Here is a 15,735-nt window from a genome sequence, read left to right as displayed (position 1 = left end):
GCGGGCAAGCAGGCACTTACGCCCATGGCGCGATCGGCGCCGGCGGCATTGCCCCGGAGCGGTTGCCGCGCTAGGTTCTGCGGCAATACCGTTCGGTGCTCGGGGACGCGCGTGTTCAATTTCCTGAAAAAGCTCTTCGGTAAAGGCAAGCAACCCGAGCAGCGGCTCACGGCAACCGAACCGGTGACCTCCACACCAGTCAAGACGCTCGATCTGAACATTCCAGACGAAGCTTTGCAGGACGAAGCCTGCTTTGCGGCCTATCTGCAAGAACGGCTGCCGTTTTTCGGCGACCTGATCGGGATCGACTACGATGCCGCGGCCGGCAGCCTGACGCTGCACAGCCGCAATGGCGACACGATGACGAAATTCCTGAGCAATGCGTTGCTGGCGCTGCGCGAGAAGCGCGGACAAGCCCGCGCGCAGGCGCTGATGAACTATCTCAACATGACCGAAGCCATTGATGACGGCGACGAGCTCGCCAAGGTCCTGCCGGTCTTGAAGGCGCGCGACTTCGTTGACGTGGCGCGGCAACAGATAATCCAGGCCGTCAAGGACGAACCTGACCCGCCGCAATTCGTCTATCTCGACGAGGCGGAAAACCTGATCAAGCTCTTCGCCGTGAACGGCGAAACCACGGTCAGCTACGTGATGTCGACGGCGCTGGAAAGCTGGGGCATCGACGCCGAGGAACTTGCCGTGCTGGCACAGGCCAACCTGCAGAAATTCCTCGACAAGACCGGCGTACAGATCGCCAAGCGCAGCCAGTTTCAATATGTCGAGGTGGACGGCCAGTTCGAATCCAGCATCGCTTTCCTGCCGAATTTCTGGGCGCAGGTGCAGGAGCAATCCGGCGGAGCGGCGCCGATTGCGGCCTTTCTTTCACGCGACAAGGTCTTCTTCACCCATGAAAACGACACCCTGGGCCTGCAGCTGCTGGAGCTGATCGGCGCCGATCTCAGCGAGGTGCCTTACGTTATTTCGCCGGATCAGTATCGTTGGGAGAACGGCAGGTGGACGCTGTTCAAGCGGGTGGCGCCGATAGCGGCAGCTAAGCTCCACTAAAGCGATCAAGCTTTGAACGGAATCGCGCGATCATTCTAGAAGCGTTATTTTCACGCAATTCACGCAATTGCGGACGGAAAACGCTCTACACCAGCACTTCGTGATCGATGCGATCTTCTGCGCCGAAGAACTTCAGATAGCGCTCGACTTCCGCTGGTTCGCCTGTCGCCTTCTGCGGATTGTCCGAGAGCTTGACGGCCGGGCGGCCGTTGGCCTCGATGACCTTGCAGACGATGGAAATGGGGTTGAGGCCCTTGAGTTCGGTCGGCGCGCAGCCAGCGAAATCATTGGTAAGATTGGTGCCCCAGCCGAAGCTCATGCGGACGCGGCCGTCGAAATGCTTGTAGGTATCGATGATCGCATTGACATCGAGGCCGTCGGAGAAGATCAGCAGCTTCTGGCGCGGATCGCGGCCCATCTTCTTCCACCAGTCGATGATCTTCTCGCCGCCTTCGATAGGCGGCGCGCTGTCGGGACGGAAGCCGGTCCAGTCGGCCACCCATTCCGGTGCATCGCGCAGGAACGAGGCGGTGCCGAAGGCATCGGGCAGAACCACCAGAAGGTTGCCGCCATAGAGGCGGTTCCAGTCGCGCAGCACCTTGTAGGGCGCCTTGCCGAGCTCTTCGTCATTCTTGGCGAGAGCGGCTGCGACCATCGGCAGCTCATGCGCGTTGGTACCGACGGCTTCGAGATCGGAATCCATGGCGAGCAGCACGTTGCTCGTGCCGGTGAAAGCATGGGGCACGCCTTCCTTCAGCGCCTCGACGCACCAGCGCTGCCAGAGAAAGCTATGACGACGGCGCGTACCGAAATCGGAGATGCGCAGGTGCGGCAGCTCCCTCAACCGCTCGACCTTTTCCCACATCTTCGCCTTGGCGCGCGCATAGAGCACATCGAGCGTGAATGGACCGAGCGCCTTCAGCGCCGTGCGCGAGCGAAGCTCGTTGATGATGGCGAGCGCCGGGATTTCCCACATGGTCGTTTCCTTCCACGAACCGTGGAAGTCGAGAATATACTGGCCATCGCGCTTCGACAGCTCATAGTCCGGCAGCTGGAAATTCGACAGCCAGGCGAGGAATTCCGGCTCGAAGATCTGGGCGCGGCCGTAGAAGCTGTTACCCGCGAGCCAGATCATCTCCTTCTTGGAGAGCCTGAGCGTCCGGGCGTGATCAAGCTGTTCGCGCAGTTCCCTCTCATCGATCACCTCGGCAAGCCGGACGCTCTTGGTGCGATTGATCAAGGAGAAGGTGGCGTCGACATCCGGATAGAGCTTCCAGATCATCTGGAGCATGAGAAGCTTATAGAAATCCGTATCGATCAGGCTGCGGATGATCGGATCGAGCTTCCAGGTATGGTTATAGACGCGGGTGGCGATATCCGTCTTCGTCATGTCGTTCCTGCCCCGTCTCCTGCGCTCCGGACGTCATGCTTGCCGCCCGCCGACGCGTCGGCACGCGTATGTGGTGCCTGTTATCAAAAAATGTTGAGCGAAAGTCCAGTCACTGAAAGAAAATTGATGCCAAAGCGACCGCACCGCTTTTGAACATGCACGGGCACGGCTGAACTGTGCCCATAGCTGCCCATCCCGAACGATATAGTGGTCGGCAGAGGTCATTCCAGCGGGGCTTAGAGCGGTTTAGCGATTCATGGAATCGCCGAACCGCTCTATCTGTTTATTTTTACGCAATTCCGGACGGAAAACCGCTGCGCACTTTTCCTGGAGTTGCTCTAGTAACCCCGGCCGCGATCCACCAGATGCAGCAGCGGCTCACCGCGTTCGAAGCGGGCGATCTGTTCCTCGACATAGCGGAACAGCGCTCTTTCCTCCGACATGGCGGAATCATGCGGCGTGATGATGACATTTTCCAGACCCCAGAGGGGATCGTCCGCCGCCAAAGGCTCGACTGTAAAGACGTCGAGCGACGCGCCGCCAAGCACGCCAGTCCCGATCGCCGAGGCGATATCGGCCTGGACCTGGCTCTTGCCGCGGCCGGCATTGATGAACACCGGTTTGCCGAGCGCACCGTCGCGTCGGAGCCCGGAAAAGAGCGAGGCGTCGTATAGCCCCGTTGTTTCCGGCGTCAGCGGCAGCAGCCCGACCAGAATATCGGTCCGCGCGAGAAAGGCATCCAGCTCGCCGGCATCGAAGGTTTCCATGCCATCGATCTGTTTCTTGTTGCGGGACCAGCCGATGACGTTGAAACCCATGACCTTCAGCTTGGCGGCGGCATCGCAGCCGAGAACGCCAAGGCCCATGACGCCGACGGTGACATCACCTGCCTCGGGGCCATGCTGCGGAACCCAGACGCGCTGGCGCTGGTTCCTGAAATGCCCCGGAACATCGCGCAGGTGCATAAGGCATTGCATCACGACCCATTCGCTCATACGCACCGTCAGGCTGCGATCGACGAAGCGGACGATCGGTATGTCCGGCAGGCCGGCAATCGACATCATCGAATCGACACCGGCGCCCCCCGAGAAAATGACCTTGAGATTGGGCGCACGCTCAAAAAGGTCGGCATCCGGCTTCCACAGAAGCGCATAGTCGACATGGCTCAGATCCACACCCTTGCTCGCGGGATCGGCGAGATTGATGCTGCCGCGATCGGCAAAGGCGGTCTTCAGCACTTTGGCGATCATAGCGGGATCGAATTTGAGGTCGACGAGAACGGGGCTTTTGGCCGGCATGGCGATTGTCTTTATTGCTGGATAGTGGCGGTGGGCACCGCCTCGATGTTGAAGGCGGCGGCGAGAAGCGCCTTGGTATAATCCTCTTTCGGCGCGCGGAAAATATCGGCCGAGGTGCCCTGCTCCACGACCTTGCCGAAGCGCATGACGATCAGCTCGTTGGCGAGCGCCTTGACCACCTTCAGGTCGTGGCTGATGAAGAGGTAGGCAAGGTCATGCCGCTTCTGAAGGTCGCGCAGAAGGTCGACCACCTGCGCCTGCACGCTCATGTCGAGCGCCGAGGTCGGCTCGTCGAGCATGACGAAGCGCGGCTTCAGCACCATGGCGCGGGCAATGGCGATGCGCTGACGCTGGCCGCCGGAGAATTCATGCGGGAAACGCCAGCGGGTCAACGGATCGAGGCCGACTTCCTCCAGCGCCCAGCAGACGCGCTTGTCCCGCTCGTCCGCCGAAAGCGACCGCTCATGCACCTTGAGCCCCTCGGCGATGATTTCGCCCACCGACATGCGTGGGCTCAGAGAACCGTAGGGGTCCTGGAAGACGACCTGCAACTGGTTGCGGAGCGGCCGCATCTCGCGGAAGGAATAGCCGGCTATGTCCTTGCCGACGAAGGCGATGCGCCCCTGGGAAGAAATGAGCCGGGCCAGTGCCAGGCCGAGGGTCGTCTTGCCGGAGCCGGATTCGCCGACGACGCCGAGCGTCTGGCCGGCCCGGAGCTTGAGATCGATGCCGTCGACGGCTTTGACGTGATCGACGACCTTGCGCATGAAGCCCGCCTTGATCGGGAACCAGACGCGGATATCGCTGCCTTCCATGACCACGGGCTTGCTGGCATCGCCAAGCGGCGGCTCGCCGCGCGGCTCGGCGGCAAGCAGGTGACGGGTGTATTCATGCTGCGGCCGGGTGAAGACATCCTCCACCGGACCGGTCTCGACGATGTGGCCCTTGGTCATCACGCAGACGCGGTCGGCGAACTTGCGGACGATGCCGAGGTCATGGGTAATAAACAGCATCGACATGCCGTGCGCGCCCTTGAGATCCCGCAGCAGCTCTAGGATCTGCGCCTGCACCGTCACATCGAGCGCCGTCGTCGGCTCGTCGGCGATCAGCAGCTCGGGACGGTTGGCGAGCGCCATGGCGATCATCACGCGCTGGCGCTGGCCGCCGGACAGCTCGTGCGGATAGGCCTTGAGACGCTTCTCCGGCTCACGGATACCGACCTGGTTCAGGAGCTCCAGCGTGCGGCTGCGGGCGGCCTGGCCGCCCATGCCCTGATGCAAGGCCAGGATCTCGCCGATCTGCCGTTCGATCGAATGGAGCGGATTGAGCGAGGTCATCGGCTCCTGAAAGATCATCGTGATGTCGTTGCCGCGCACGGCGCGCAGCTCGTTATCCGACGCCTTCAGCATATCCTTGCCCTTGAACAGGATCTCGCCCGAGGGGTGGCTGGCGGCCGGATAGGGCAGCAGCTTCAGGATGGAATTGGCCGACACGGATTTGCCTGAGCCGGATTCGCCGACCAGCGCTAGGACCTCGCCCTTTCTTATATCGAACGAGATGCCATCGACCGCGGTCGAGGTATTTCCGCCCTGGTGGAAGGCGACGGACAGATTGCGGACGGACAGCAGGGGAGTGGAATTCTCGCTCATCGGAACGTCTTCCTCGGATCGAAGGCGTCACGCACGGCCTCGCCGATGAAAATCAGCAGCGACAGCATGATCGACATGGTGAAGAAGGCCGACAGCCCGAGCCATGGAGCCTGCAGGTTGGATTTGCCTTGGGCGATCATCTCACCCAGCGACGGCGAGCCGGGCGGCATGCCAAAGCCTAAGAAATCGAGCGAGGTCAAGGTAGAAATCGAGCCTGACAGGATGAAGGGGACGAAGGTGAGCGTCGCGACCATGGCATTCGGCAGCAGGTGCCGATACATGATGGTGAGGTTGTCGACGCCGAGCGCCCGGGCGGCACGAACATATTCGAAATTGCGCGCCCGCAGGAATTCGGCGCGCACGACGCCGACGAGACCGACCCAGGAAAACAGCAGCAATATGCCGAGAAGGATGAAGAAGCCGGGCGGCAGGACGGACGCGATGATCAGCAGGATATAGAGCACCGGCATCGACGACCAGATCTCGATGAAGCGCTGCATCAACAGGTCGGTCCATCCGCCGAAATAGCCCTGCATCGCGCCGGCGCAGACGCCGACGACAGCCGAGCAGATGGTGAGCACCAGACCGAACAGCACCGATATGCGGAAGCCGTAGATCAGCCGGGCCAGCACATCGCGCGCCTGGTCATCGGTGCCGAGCCAGTTGAAATTGCTCCAGTTGCAGTTCGGGTCGGCAACGCCTCCCGCATAGCCTGAGCAGCGCTGCTCCTTGCTCATCATCCAGAACGGCGGGGTCGGCGCCGACTTTCCTTGGGGAAGGTTGGAATTTGCCGTCTGATAGGAATAGTGGATCGGCGGCCAGAGCATCCAGCCATTGGCATTGATCTCGTCCTGAATGTCCTGCGCGCGGTAATCCGTCTGCGCCAGGAAGCCGCCGAACTTCTCTTCGGGATAATCGACAAAGATCGGCGTCAGGATCTCGCCCTTGTAGGAGACCAGGATCGGCCGGTCGTTGGCGATGAACTCGGCGCCGAGGGTGAGGACGAACAGAACGAGGAAGATCCAGAGCGACCAGTAGCCACGGCGGTTCGCCTTGAAATTCTCCCAGCGGCGCACGTTGGTCGGCGAGAACAGCCCCTTGCGCGGCGGCTTTACCGTCGTCGGGGTTGCCGGAGGGTTGGCTGCATCCATCACACATCCCTCCGTTCGAAGTCGATGCGAGGATCGATCCAGGTGTAGATCAGGTCGGAAACGAGGCCGACGACGAGGCCGAGCAGCGAAAAGATGAAGAGCGTCGCAAACACCACTGGATAGTCGCGCTGGACGACGGAGAGATAGCTGAGGCGGCCGAGGCCATCCAGCGAGAAGATGTTCTCGATCAGCAGCGAACCGGTGAAGAAGGCGGAAATGAAGGCGCCGGGAAAGCCGGCGATGACGATCAGCATGGCGTTGCGGAAGACATGGCCATAGAGCACGCGCCGCTCGCTCAACCCCTTGGCGCGAGCGGTGGTGACATATTGCTTCTTGATTTCCTCGATAAAGGAATTCTTGGTGAGCAGCGTCGTGGTGGCAAAGGCGGCGAGCGACAGCGAAATCAGCGGCAGCACCAGATGCCAGAGATAATCGAGGATCTTCTGCCACCAGTTGAGATCGGCGAAATTGTCGGAGACGAGACCACGCAGCGGGAACCAATCGAAGAAGGAGCCGCCGGCAAACAGCACGATCAGCATGATGCCGAACAGGAAGCTCGGGACGGCATAGCCGATGATGATGATGCCCGAGGTCCAGACATCGAAGGTCGATCCATCCTGCACCGCCTTGCGGATGCCCAGCGGGATTGAGATCGCGTAAGAGAAGATCAGGATCCAGATGCCAAGCGAGATCGACACCGGCAGTTTTTGGCCAATGAGGTCGATGACCGACGTGTTGCGGAAGAAGCTTTCGCCGAAATCGAAGCGGATATAGTTCCACATCATCTGGCCGAAGCGCTCAAGCGGTGGCTTGTCGAAACCGAACTGTTTGTCGAGCTTGGCGATCAGCTCGGGATCGAGCCCCTGCGCGCCGCGATATTTCGAGCCGCTGTCCTCAACCGCCTGCTGCGCGAGCATGTCCGTGCCGCCCGAAAGCCGGCCGGTGGCGTTGTCGCCCTGGCCGGTCAATTGCGCGATGACCTGCTCGACCGGACCGCCCGGCGCAAACTGTACGATGGTGAAGGAAATCGCCATGATGCCGACGATGGTCGGGATCATCAGCAGCAGGCGTCTGAGGATATAGGCGCCCATCAGCCCATTGCTCCCTCGCAGAGGGACATGTCCCGCCTCGCCTCAATCCGTCCGTCGTTCAATTCACATTCCCTTCCGCCGCATACAGACCGGCGCAGTCATTTCAGTTTGAAACTTGCGAATCAGCCTTCGCATTTGGAGGCAGCAAGCCCCCTATTGCAAGAGAGCCTCACTTTCCGGCGCTTTTCGACCACCATACGTCCGGGAAGCCGATGGAGTAGTAAGGAAGTTCCGGAAGATGTTCGAACTTGTCCCAATAGGCGATCCTGGTCGTCGTCCCGTAGAAAGTGGGCAAAACATAGTGGTGGGCGAGCAGCACGCGATCGAGTGCCTTGGTCGTCGCTTCCTTCTCCGCCACGTCCTTCGCGAGGATCACTTTCTGGATGAGGTCGTCGATGCCCGGGTCGGCTATTCCGGCGTAGTTGCGCGATCCCTGGCGGGCGGCGGAGGCGGAGCCCCAGTATTCGGCCTGCTCGTTGCCGGGGTTCAGCGTCTCCGCCCAGACGACCCAGATCATATCATAGTCGAAGCTGCGGATGCGGTTGATGTACTGCGAGGGATCGACCGTCCTGACGCTGGCATCGATGCCGATGCGCTTCAGGTTCTGTACATAAGGCAGCACCGATCTTTCCAGCGAAGGATTGTTCAGCAAGAGTTCCAGCGAAAACGGCTGGCCGCTCTGCGCGTTCACCATTTTATTGCCCTTGAGAATCCAGCCCGCGTCCTTGAACAAGCCAATAGCCTTGCGAAAATTATCGCGCGCCTTTTGCGGGTCGCCGCCGACGGGATTGGCATAGGGCACGGTAAAGACATCGGCGGGCACCTTGTCCTTGACGCTGTTCAGAACATTGAGCTCCTCGCCTTGCGGGAGACCGGAGGAGGCGAATTTCGTACCGAAAAAGAAGCTGTCGACACGCGTCAACTTCCCGAAGGAAAGGGTTCGGTTGAGCTCCTCGAAATCGTAAACGTAGTTCAGCGCCTCGCGGACACGCTCGTCCTTGAATTGCGCGCGTCGCATATTGGGAACGAGCGCCTGCATGATGCCGACCGAGCGCAGCGTGTTGGGTAGTTCCTCCCGCTTGATGCGGCCGTCCTTGGCAGCTGGAAAATCGTAGCCGGTCACCCAATGGCTTGTGGAATTGTCCTGCCAGTAATCGATGACGCCGCTACGAAACGCCTCGAACGCGACGTCGTAGTCGGAAAAATAGACATAATTTATCGCGCCGAAGTTGTTCGTGCCGATATTGACCGGCAGGTTCTTGCCCCAATAATCGTCGCGCAGTTCGTAGCGGATCGAAGAGCCAGGCTGGAAGGAAGCAATCTTATAGGGACCCGACCCCATGACGGGCTCGAGCGTGGTGCGCGAGATATCGCGCGGCTTGCCATCGGGGCCATTTGCTTCCCACCAGTGTTTCGGCAGAATGGTCAGTTGGCCCAGGATCGAGGGAAGTTCGCGGTTGCCCTTCTCATTAAAACGGAAGGTAACGTCGCGCTCACCGGTTTTCTCGGCGCCCACGACATGGGCGTAGTAGCTTGTGACCATCAGATTGAGTTCTTTGGTTTTCTCAAAACTGAAGATCACATCCTCGGGCGTTACCGGCGTGCCGTCGGGCCACTTCGCTTCGGCGCGCAGCCGAAACGTGGCGCTCGAAACGTCATCCGGATAAGAGACGCCCTCGGCAAGCAAACCATAGGAAGAATTGGCCTCGTCATCGGCTTTCTTCAGCAACGTATCATAGATCAGCTCTGTCCCCTCGGCGATATTGCCCTTCGACAGGACAGGATTGAAGGTGTCAAACGTGCCGCTGCTCGACAGCTTCACCTCGCCGCCCTTCGGCGCATTCGGATTGACGTAATCGAAATGCTTGAAACCGGGCTGGTATTTGAGATCGCCGAGAATGGCCGTGCCGATGCGGAATTGCGGCTCTTCGGCTTTCGAGGACGCTGGCAGGGCCAGCAGGCACATGAGAGAAACAACCAAGCCTGCTTTCAACCGCGTCAATGCCATTCATCATCTCCTGATGCTTTTCCTAGAATCAGCATAAGCCAAATGAGGGCAAAAAACAGGACGCAATTGCTCACCTCTTCCCTCCGCAATCGTTTGGCAGCTCTCGAAATCAGGTTTTGGAGGTGGCTTCTTCGAGACGCCGGCGCAGCATCAGGCGCAATTCGCTGACGACGCGTTGGTCCTCTTTGGCGTCGGGTTCGTTGGCGACGGCCGCGGCGATGCGCAACAGTTCGAGGACGATACCCGACATCAGCGTGATATCGTCCGATATCGACGGCTCCGCTCGCCGCAAGACGGCGGCGATCAACTCTTTCAATTCCGCACGCGAGCGCATCTTCCGGTCTTTAGGGATATCGCGGCGCGCGGCAAGCACAGGAAATTCCGGAAATTCTTCGATAAATGCGCCAAGCGCATCGAAGATCGCTTCGCCGCTATCGGCTGCGGAGAGGCCGGAACTGCGTTCCGCCAGGTTCTGAAGACCCGCCTTCAGCCGCTCCAGGCGATCGATATGCAGCGCCTCGGCAAGCAAAGGCTTGGTCGGAAAGAATTGATAGAGCGAGCCGATGGAGGATTGCGCCTCGGCCGCGATCTCAGTCATCGTTGCGGCTTCATAACCCTTCCGCGCAAAGACCCTTGCGGCCGCTTCCAGCAGGACGACGACACGATCATGGCCGCGCTGCCGCTTCGGGGTGCGCGTCTTCAATTCTTCACTTGATTTTTGTGAGGTCATCCTCATATTTCCATTGTGAGGATGCCCTCATGTTTCTCTCGGAGCCCCAAATGCCTCTTTACGACCCCCGGACCACCGCGCTTATTTCCATCGACCTGCAAGGCCTCGTTCTCAGCCTGCCGCTTGCCCCCTATTCCGCTCAACAGATCGTTGCGAATACAGTTGCGATCGCGAACAAGCTGAAGGCCGATGGCGGAACCACCGTTTTTGTAACGGTTGGATTTTCCTCGGACTATACCGACGCTGTCAATCAGCCCACCGACGAAACCTTCGCCCTTCCCGCCGGAGGCTTGTCGCCGGCCGCCCTGGCGGCACCCATCGAAATCGCCGCGCTGACGCCGGATGTCGCGATCGTCAAACGCCAATGGAGCGCCTTCTACGGCACCGAACTCGATCTGCAGCTTCGTCGCCGCGGCATCAAAACGCTGATCCTGACCGGTGTCGCCACCAATTTCGGCGTCGAATCGACGGTGCGCGATGCCCATGCGGCAAATTATGCCGTCATCGTCGCTGAGGACGCGGTGACGACTTTTTCCCAGGAAATGCAGGATTTCGCCTGCACGAAGGTATTGCCGCGACTGTCGCGCATTCGCAAGACGGAAGAAATTCTAGCAAATTGATCCGTCGGAGGTGACGGCCTAAGCGGGCGGCGGGCGGTCGCTCATCAGCCAGCGGCGATTGAACGTGGATTACCCTCGCTTCCTTTTCAAGGTAATCTCGCCGCAAATCACCTCGGCTGACGCCGACCGCCTTTCAAGGATATGCATGGTTTCGCTCCTGGTTCGCACTTTCCAAACTATCGGCCAAACTATCGGCAAATTTTCCCTCATCGCCACGATCAGCACGGGTCTCATTGCCGGCGATGCGCTGGCGCAGCAGGCGGGGCCGACGCCCGGCAGTGCCAAGGCGATCTTCGGGGCTGTGACGCTGCCGACGCAGGGACCGACGCAATCGATCGGCTTTTATGCCAAGGGCTGCCTTGCCGGTGCCGTGGCGCTGCCCACCGACGGGCCGACCTGGCAGGCCATGCGCCTGTCGCGCAACCGTCGCTGGGGCCGGCCTGACATGATCGGCCTTCTCGAGCGCCTGTCACGCGATGCGGCAAAGCATGACGGCTGGCCGGGCCTGCTTGTCGGCGACATCTCGCAGCCGCGCGGCGGCCCGATGTTCAACGGCCATGCCTCGCACCAGATCGGCCTCGATGCCGATGTCTGGCTGACGCCCATGCCTCCGCACAAGCTGACGGTCGCGGAACGCGAGACCCTGCCCTTCACCTCGATGCTGGCGAAGGACAAGTTCCTGACCATCAACGACAGGGTCTGGACGCCGGCGCATGCCCGCCTGCTGATGCGCGCGGCCAGCTACCCCGAGGTCGAGCGCATCTTCGTCAATCCGGCCATCAAGAAAAAGATGTGCGATACATGGACCGGCGACCGCAGCAATCTCGGCAAGCTGCGCCCGGAATATGGACATGACTCGCATTTCCATATCCGTATCCGCTGCCCGGCCGGCTCGGTCGGCTGCACGCCGCAGGCGCCTGTTGCGGCCGGCGACGGCTGCGACAAGACGCTCGCCTGGTGGCTTGGCCCCGAACCGTGGGCAAAGCCGAAGCCCGACACGAAGCCGCCTGCAAAGCCCCGCGAGATCATGGTTTCGGATCTGCCCAGGGCCTGCCAGGCCGTGGTGGCCGCGCCGCCGGTCGCTTCCGTTCGTGCTGCCACCTATGGCGCCACGGGTATCGGCGCGTCCGCGGAAACGGAGACGATGCCGATCTCCGGCAATACGCCGCCCGGCCAGATCCCGCAGCAGTGAGGCTCGGATGGTCCTTGCCGGAGCGGCCTTTCAAAACGCCTCCCCTTGGTATAGAAGGCGGATAAATCGATTGAAAGTACTGGGTGGAGCAAGAGTTTCATGGCCGGCGGCAAAAGCATCGCGCTGATCGCGCACGATCAGAAAAAGGATGCGATGGCGGAGTTTGCGCGGCGTAACCAAGCCGCCCTTGCCGATTGGCATATCGTCGCGACCGGCACGACCGGCGGCCGCGTGCTCGACGCCTGCCCTGATCTCAAGGTCACCCGCCTGAAAAGCGGGCCGCTTGGCGGCGACCAGCAGATCGGTGCGCTGATCGCCACCGGCGAGATTGACATGCTCGTCTTCTTCATCGACCCCCTCACCCCGCTGCCGCACGATGTCGACGTGAAGGCATTGACGCGGCTTGCCGTTGTCTACGACATTCCGATGGCGCTCAACGAATCCACCGCCGAGCGGCTGATCAAAACACTGAACCATTAATCCGCCTTGCCGGCGGCAGACCACGGACCTGGCCATGCCCGAGCTCAATCACAGCGATGCCCCCCTGCCTTTTCCGATTCTCATCGGCGATATCGGCGGAACCAATGCGCGTTTCTCGATCCTTGCCGATGCGAATTCCGAACAGGAGCATTTTCCTGTCGTGCAGACGGCGAATTTCGAGACGATCGACGATGCGATCAGGCTGATCCTCGAAAAGAGCAAGGTCCAGCCCCGCGCCGCGATCCTTGCCATGGCCGGCCCCGTGCAGGGCGATGAGATTCCGCTGACCAATTGCGACTGGGTGATCCGCCCGAAGACCATGATCGCCAATCTCGGCATCGAGGACGTGCTGGTCATCAATGACTTCGAGGCGCAGGCGCTGGCAATCGCCGACGTTGCCGACGAGCATCGCGAAACCATCGGTGAGACAGGGGACAGCATGGCCGCCTCGCGCGCCGTGCTCGGACCGGGCACCGGGCTTGGCGTCGCCGGCCTGATCCACACCCAACATCAGTGGATACCGGTGCCGGGCGAAGGCGGCCATATCGATCTTGGGCCGCGCACGGAACGAGACCTGCAGATCTGGCCGCATCTGGAAGCCATTGAAGGCCGCATCTCGGCCGAGCAGATCATTTGCGGTCGCGGGCTGCAGAACCTCTATCATGCCATCTGCAAGGTCGACGGCGTCGAGCCGAGCCTGAAGGAGCCCGCCGATATCACCACCCATGCGCTTGCCGGCACCAATGCGCAGGCCGAGGAGACGCTGACGCTCTTCGTCACCTATCTCGGTCGCCTTGCCGGCGATATCGCCATGATCTTCATGGCGCGCGGCGGCGTCTATCTTTCCGGCGGCATCTCGCAAAAGATCCTACCGGCGCTGCAGAAGCAGGAATTCCGCGCGGCCTTTGAAGACAAGGCGCCGCATACCGAAATGATGAAGACGATCCCGACCTATGTCGTCGTCAATCCGCTGGCTGCGCTTTCCGGCCTTGCGGCCTACGCCCGCAAACCGTCGAGCTTCGGGCTTGCGACCGACGGCCGCCGCTGGCGGCCTTGATCGCTTCCAACAGCCGATGGCGCATCGAAACTACCGGCGCGTTATGCCTTTTTGAAGAAGCCGCCTTCCTCTATAATAAGGAAGGCTCCGAGATCGGCCTTAACCAGTGCCGCAGGCCATCCCTAGCCAAAGCCGTCCTAACTCTTTATAGAGCCGCGGCAGCATGTGCCGTGCGCGGCTCACTTGGTTTGAGACAGGAAACCGATTTTTGAAGTCGCCCAACACGAAAAAGACCGATATCGACAGCGAAGCCATTACCGTTGTCCTGAAGCGCGTTATAGCTGAAAACGGCCGTGATCATGTCTGGGGCTATTCGGTCGCAATCTTTTGCCTCGTTGTCGTCGCAGCATCCACAGCAATGATGGCCTTTGTGATGAGGCCGATCGTCAACGGAGCCTTCTACGAGCGCCGCGCCGAAGTCATGTGGCTGATTTGTCTTGCCATATTTGCGGCTTTTATAGCACGTGGTTTTGCCGGCTATTTTCAATCGGTCATTCTGTCCAAGATCGGCAATGACATCATTGCTCGCTATCAACGGCGCCTCTATGCGCATCTGATGACGCTGTCGGTCGGTTTTTTCAGTGAAGCGCGCTCGGCTCAGATTGCCGCGCGGGTCAGCCAGAACGTTTCCGGCATCCGCGATGTGATGAACCTCGTCATCACGTCTACGGCGCGCGACTTTCTGTCATTCGTCTTTCTGCTCGGCAACATGGTCTATCAGGACCCATTGCTCAGCCTTATCTTTTTCGTCATTGCCCCACCTGTCTTTCTGGCCTTGCGCCACATCTCCAGGCGCCTGCGCGCCGTCACGCGCGAGGCGGTCGTTCTCAACAGCCGCGTGCTCGGCGCGATGCAGGAAACCATTCAAGGCATTTCCATCGTCAAAGCCTTCACGATGGAGCCCGAACTCGACCGCAAGATCAACAAGCTGATTACGGCGGCAGAGAATCGGCAAAACCGTATTGTTCGCATTTCCGAGCGTAACGGCCCGCTGATCGAAACGGTTGCCGGCTTTGCCGTCGCCGGTGTTTTTGCCTATGCCGCCTACCGTTCGATTTATGAAAATGTGCCGCCAGGCGCAGTGTTTTCCTTCATCGTGTCACTGCTTTTGGCTTATGATCCGGCCCGCCGCCTCGCGAAATTGCAGACGCAGCTTGAACGCGCGGTCGTCAACGCACGGATGATCTACGAACTGCTCGACATGGAGCCGCGCCAGCGCGATCTGCCCGAAGCCAAGGCGCTGGTTGTCACCGAGGCCCGCATCGAATTTCGCGGCGTCCATTTCGCCTATGGCGACGATACTGTTCTGGACGACGTGAGCTTCGTTGCCGAAGGCGGACAGACGACGGCGCTCGTCGGCCCTTCCGGCGCCGGCAAGTCCACCGTCATCAATCTCATTCCGCGCTTCTACGACCCGAAGGCCGGTAGCATCTTCATCGACGGGCAGGATATCAGCCACATCACCAAGCAGTCGCTGCGCCAGCATCTCGCCTACGTCTCGCAGCAGCCCTATCTCTTCGAAGGCTCGATCCGCGACAACATCCGTTATGGCCGCCCTGACGCGACCGACGCGGAGATCGAAGAGGCAGCCCGCCTCGCTTACGCCCATGATTTCATCATGGCGCAGTCGCAGGGCTACGACACGCCCGTCGGCGAAAACGGCGTGACGCTTTCCGGCGGCCAGCGGCAGCGCCTGTCGATCGCCCGCGCGCTGGTGCGCAACGCGCCGATCCTCCTGCTCGACGAGGCGACCTCCGCGCTCGACACGGAATCGGAAGCGGCCGTGCAGAAGGCGCTGGACGAGGCCATGAGCGGCCGCACGGTCGTCGTCATCGCTCACCGCCTGTCGACCGTCGTTCGAGCCGAGAAAATCATCGTCATGCAGAATGGGCGTGTCGTCGAAGAGGGCAACCACGAGACGCTTGCGGAGGCCGACAATGGCCTTTACGCTCGCCTCAACAACCTTCAGCGGCCGGCCGTTTCCGGCAACTCCCGCAAATAAGA

13 protein-coding genes are annotated in these 15,735 nt (G+C 60.6%); 6 read left to right on the top strand and 7 right to left on the bottom strand.

Translation table 11 applies throughout. The annotated features are described in order from the left end of the window. Positions 1–111: 111 nt before the first annotated feature. A complete protein-coding gene (locus tag AB8B29_RS18110) occupies positions 112–1,065 on the top strand; it encodes a stage V sporulation protein S (protein ID WP_037200369.1) in 954 nt (317 codons plus the stop codon). Positions 1,066–1,150: 85 nt separating this feature from the next. Here AB8B29_RS18110 and pncB read toward each other — a convergent pair whose 3' ends face one another. From pncB to AB8B29_RS18075, 7 genes are all read right to left on the bottom strand, one after another. Continuing rightward, positions 1,151–2,455, bottom strand: a complete 1,305-nt coding sequence (gene pncB / locus AB8B29_RS18105) for a nicotinate phosphoribosyltransferase (RefSeq protein ID WP_037200368.1) — start codon at positions 2,453–2,455, stop codon at positions 1,151–1,153. Between the two features lie 338 nt (positions 2,456–2,793). After that, positions 2,794–3,753 (bottom strand): 2-hydroxyacid dehydrogenase, encoded by a 960-nt coding sequence (locus AB8B29_RS18100; RefSeq protein ID WP_112442607.1) that lies wholly within the window; start codon positions 3,751–3,753, stop codon positions 2,794–2,796. 11 nt (positions 3,754–3,764) lie between these two features. Continuing rightward, on the bottom strand, positions 3,765–5,402 hold the full coding sequence (locus AB8B29_RS18095; RefSeq protein ID WP_037200365.1) for an ABC transporter ATP-binding protein: 1,638 nt from the start codon (positions 5,400–5,402) through the stop codon (positions 3,765–3,767). Then, positions 5,399–6,553, bottom strand: a complete 1,155-nt coding sequence (locus AB8B29_RS18090; protein WP_037200364.1) for an ABC transporter permease — start codon at positions 6,551–6,553, stop codon at positions 5,399–5,401. Before AB8B29_RS18090 ends, AB8B29_RS18095 begins: the two co-directional genes overlap by 4 nt. Continuing rightward, positions 6,553–7,644: a microcin C ABC transporter permease YejB gene (locus AB8B29_RS18085; RefSeq protein WP_037200362.1), complete on the bottom strand. Its 1,092-nt coding sequence runs from the start codon at positions 7,642–7,644 to the stop codon at positions 6,553–6,555. Before AB8B29_RS18085 ends, AB8B29_RS18090 begins: the two co-directional genes overlap by 1 nt. A 169-nt stretch (positions 7,645–7,813) precedes the next feature. Beyond that, the gene (locus tag AB8B29_RS18080; RefSeq protein ID WP_037200360.1) at positions 7,814–9,652 is read right to left on the bottom strand and encodes an extracellular solute-binding protein; all 1,839 of its coding nucleotides are present in this window, start codon (positions 9,650–9,652) and stop codon (positions 7,814–7,816) included. Between the two features lie 109 nt (positions 9,653–9,761). Next, entirely contained in the window at positions 9,762–10,382 is a 621-nt protein-coding gene (locus AB8B29_RS18075) for a TetR/AcrR family transcriptional regulator (RefSeq protein WP_037200359.1), read from the bottom strand. A gap of 50 nt (positions 10,383–10,432) precedes the next feature. Between AB8B29_RS18075 and AB8B29_RS18070 the strand changes: the two genes are divergently transcribed. From AB8B29_RS18070 to AB8B29_RS18050, 5 genes are all read left to right on the top strand, one after another. Next, positions 10,433–11,002, top strand: coding sequence for an isochorismatase family protein (locus AB8B29_RS18070; protein ID WP_092576013.1), 570 nt, complete (start codon positions 10,433–10,435; stop codon positions 11,000–11,002). Positions 11,003–11,147: 145 nt separating this feature from the next. Then, entirely contained in the window at positions 11,148–12,194 is a 1,047-nt protein-coding gene (mepA, locus tag AB8B29_RS18065; RefSeq protein WP_092575994.1) for a penicillin-insensitive murein endopeptidase, read from the top strand. Positions 12,195–12,293: 99 nt separating this feature from the next. Next, positions 12,294–12,674: a methylglyoxal synthase gene (locus AB8B29_RS18060; protein ID WP_047640328.1), complete on the top strand. Its 381-nt coding sequence runs from the start codon at positions 12,294–12,296 to the stop codon at positions 12,672–12,674. Between the two features lie 34 nt (positions 12,675–12,708). After that, the gene (locus tag AB8B29_RS18055) at positions 12,709–13,731 is read left to right on the top strand and encodes a glucokinase (protein ID WP_112442605.1); all 1,023 of its coding nucleotides are present in this window, start codon (positions 12,709–12,711) and stop codon (positions 13,729–13,731) included. Between the two features lie 163 nt (positions 13,732–13,894). Continuing rightward, a complete protein-coding gene (locus AB8B29_RS18050; protein WP_080760618.1) occupies positions 13,895–15,733 on the top strand; it encodes an ABC transporter ATP-binding protein in 1,839 nt (612 codons plus the stop codon). The last annotated feature ends 2 nt before the right edge of the window (positions 15,734–15,735 follow it).

This window comes from Rhizobium sp. 11_C7_N12_5 (assembly GCF_051811145.1).
Taxonomy (GTDB): domain Bacteria; phylum Pseudomonadota; class Alphaproteobacteria; order Rhizobiales; family Rhizobiaceae; genus Rhizobium; species Rhizobium lusitanum.
This window is presented reverse-complemented; position numbering and strand designations above follow the sequence as displayed.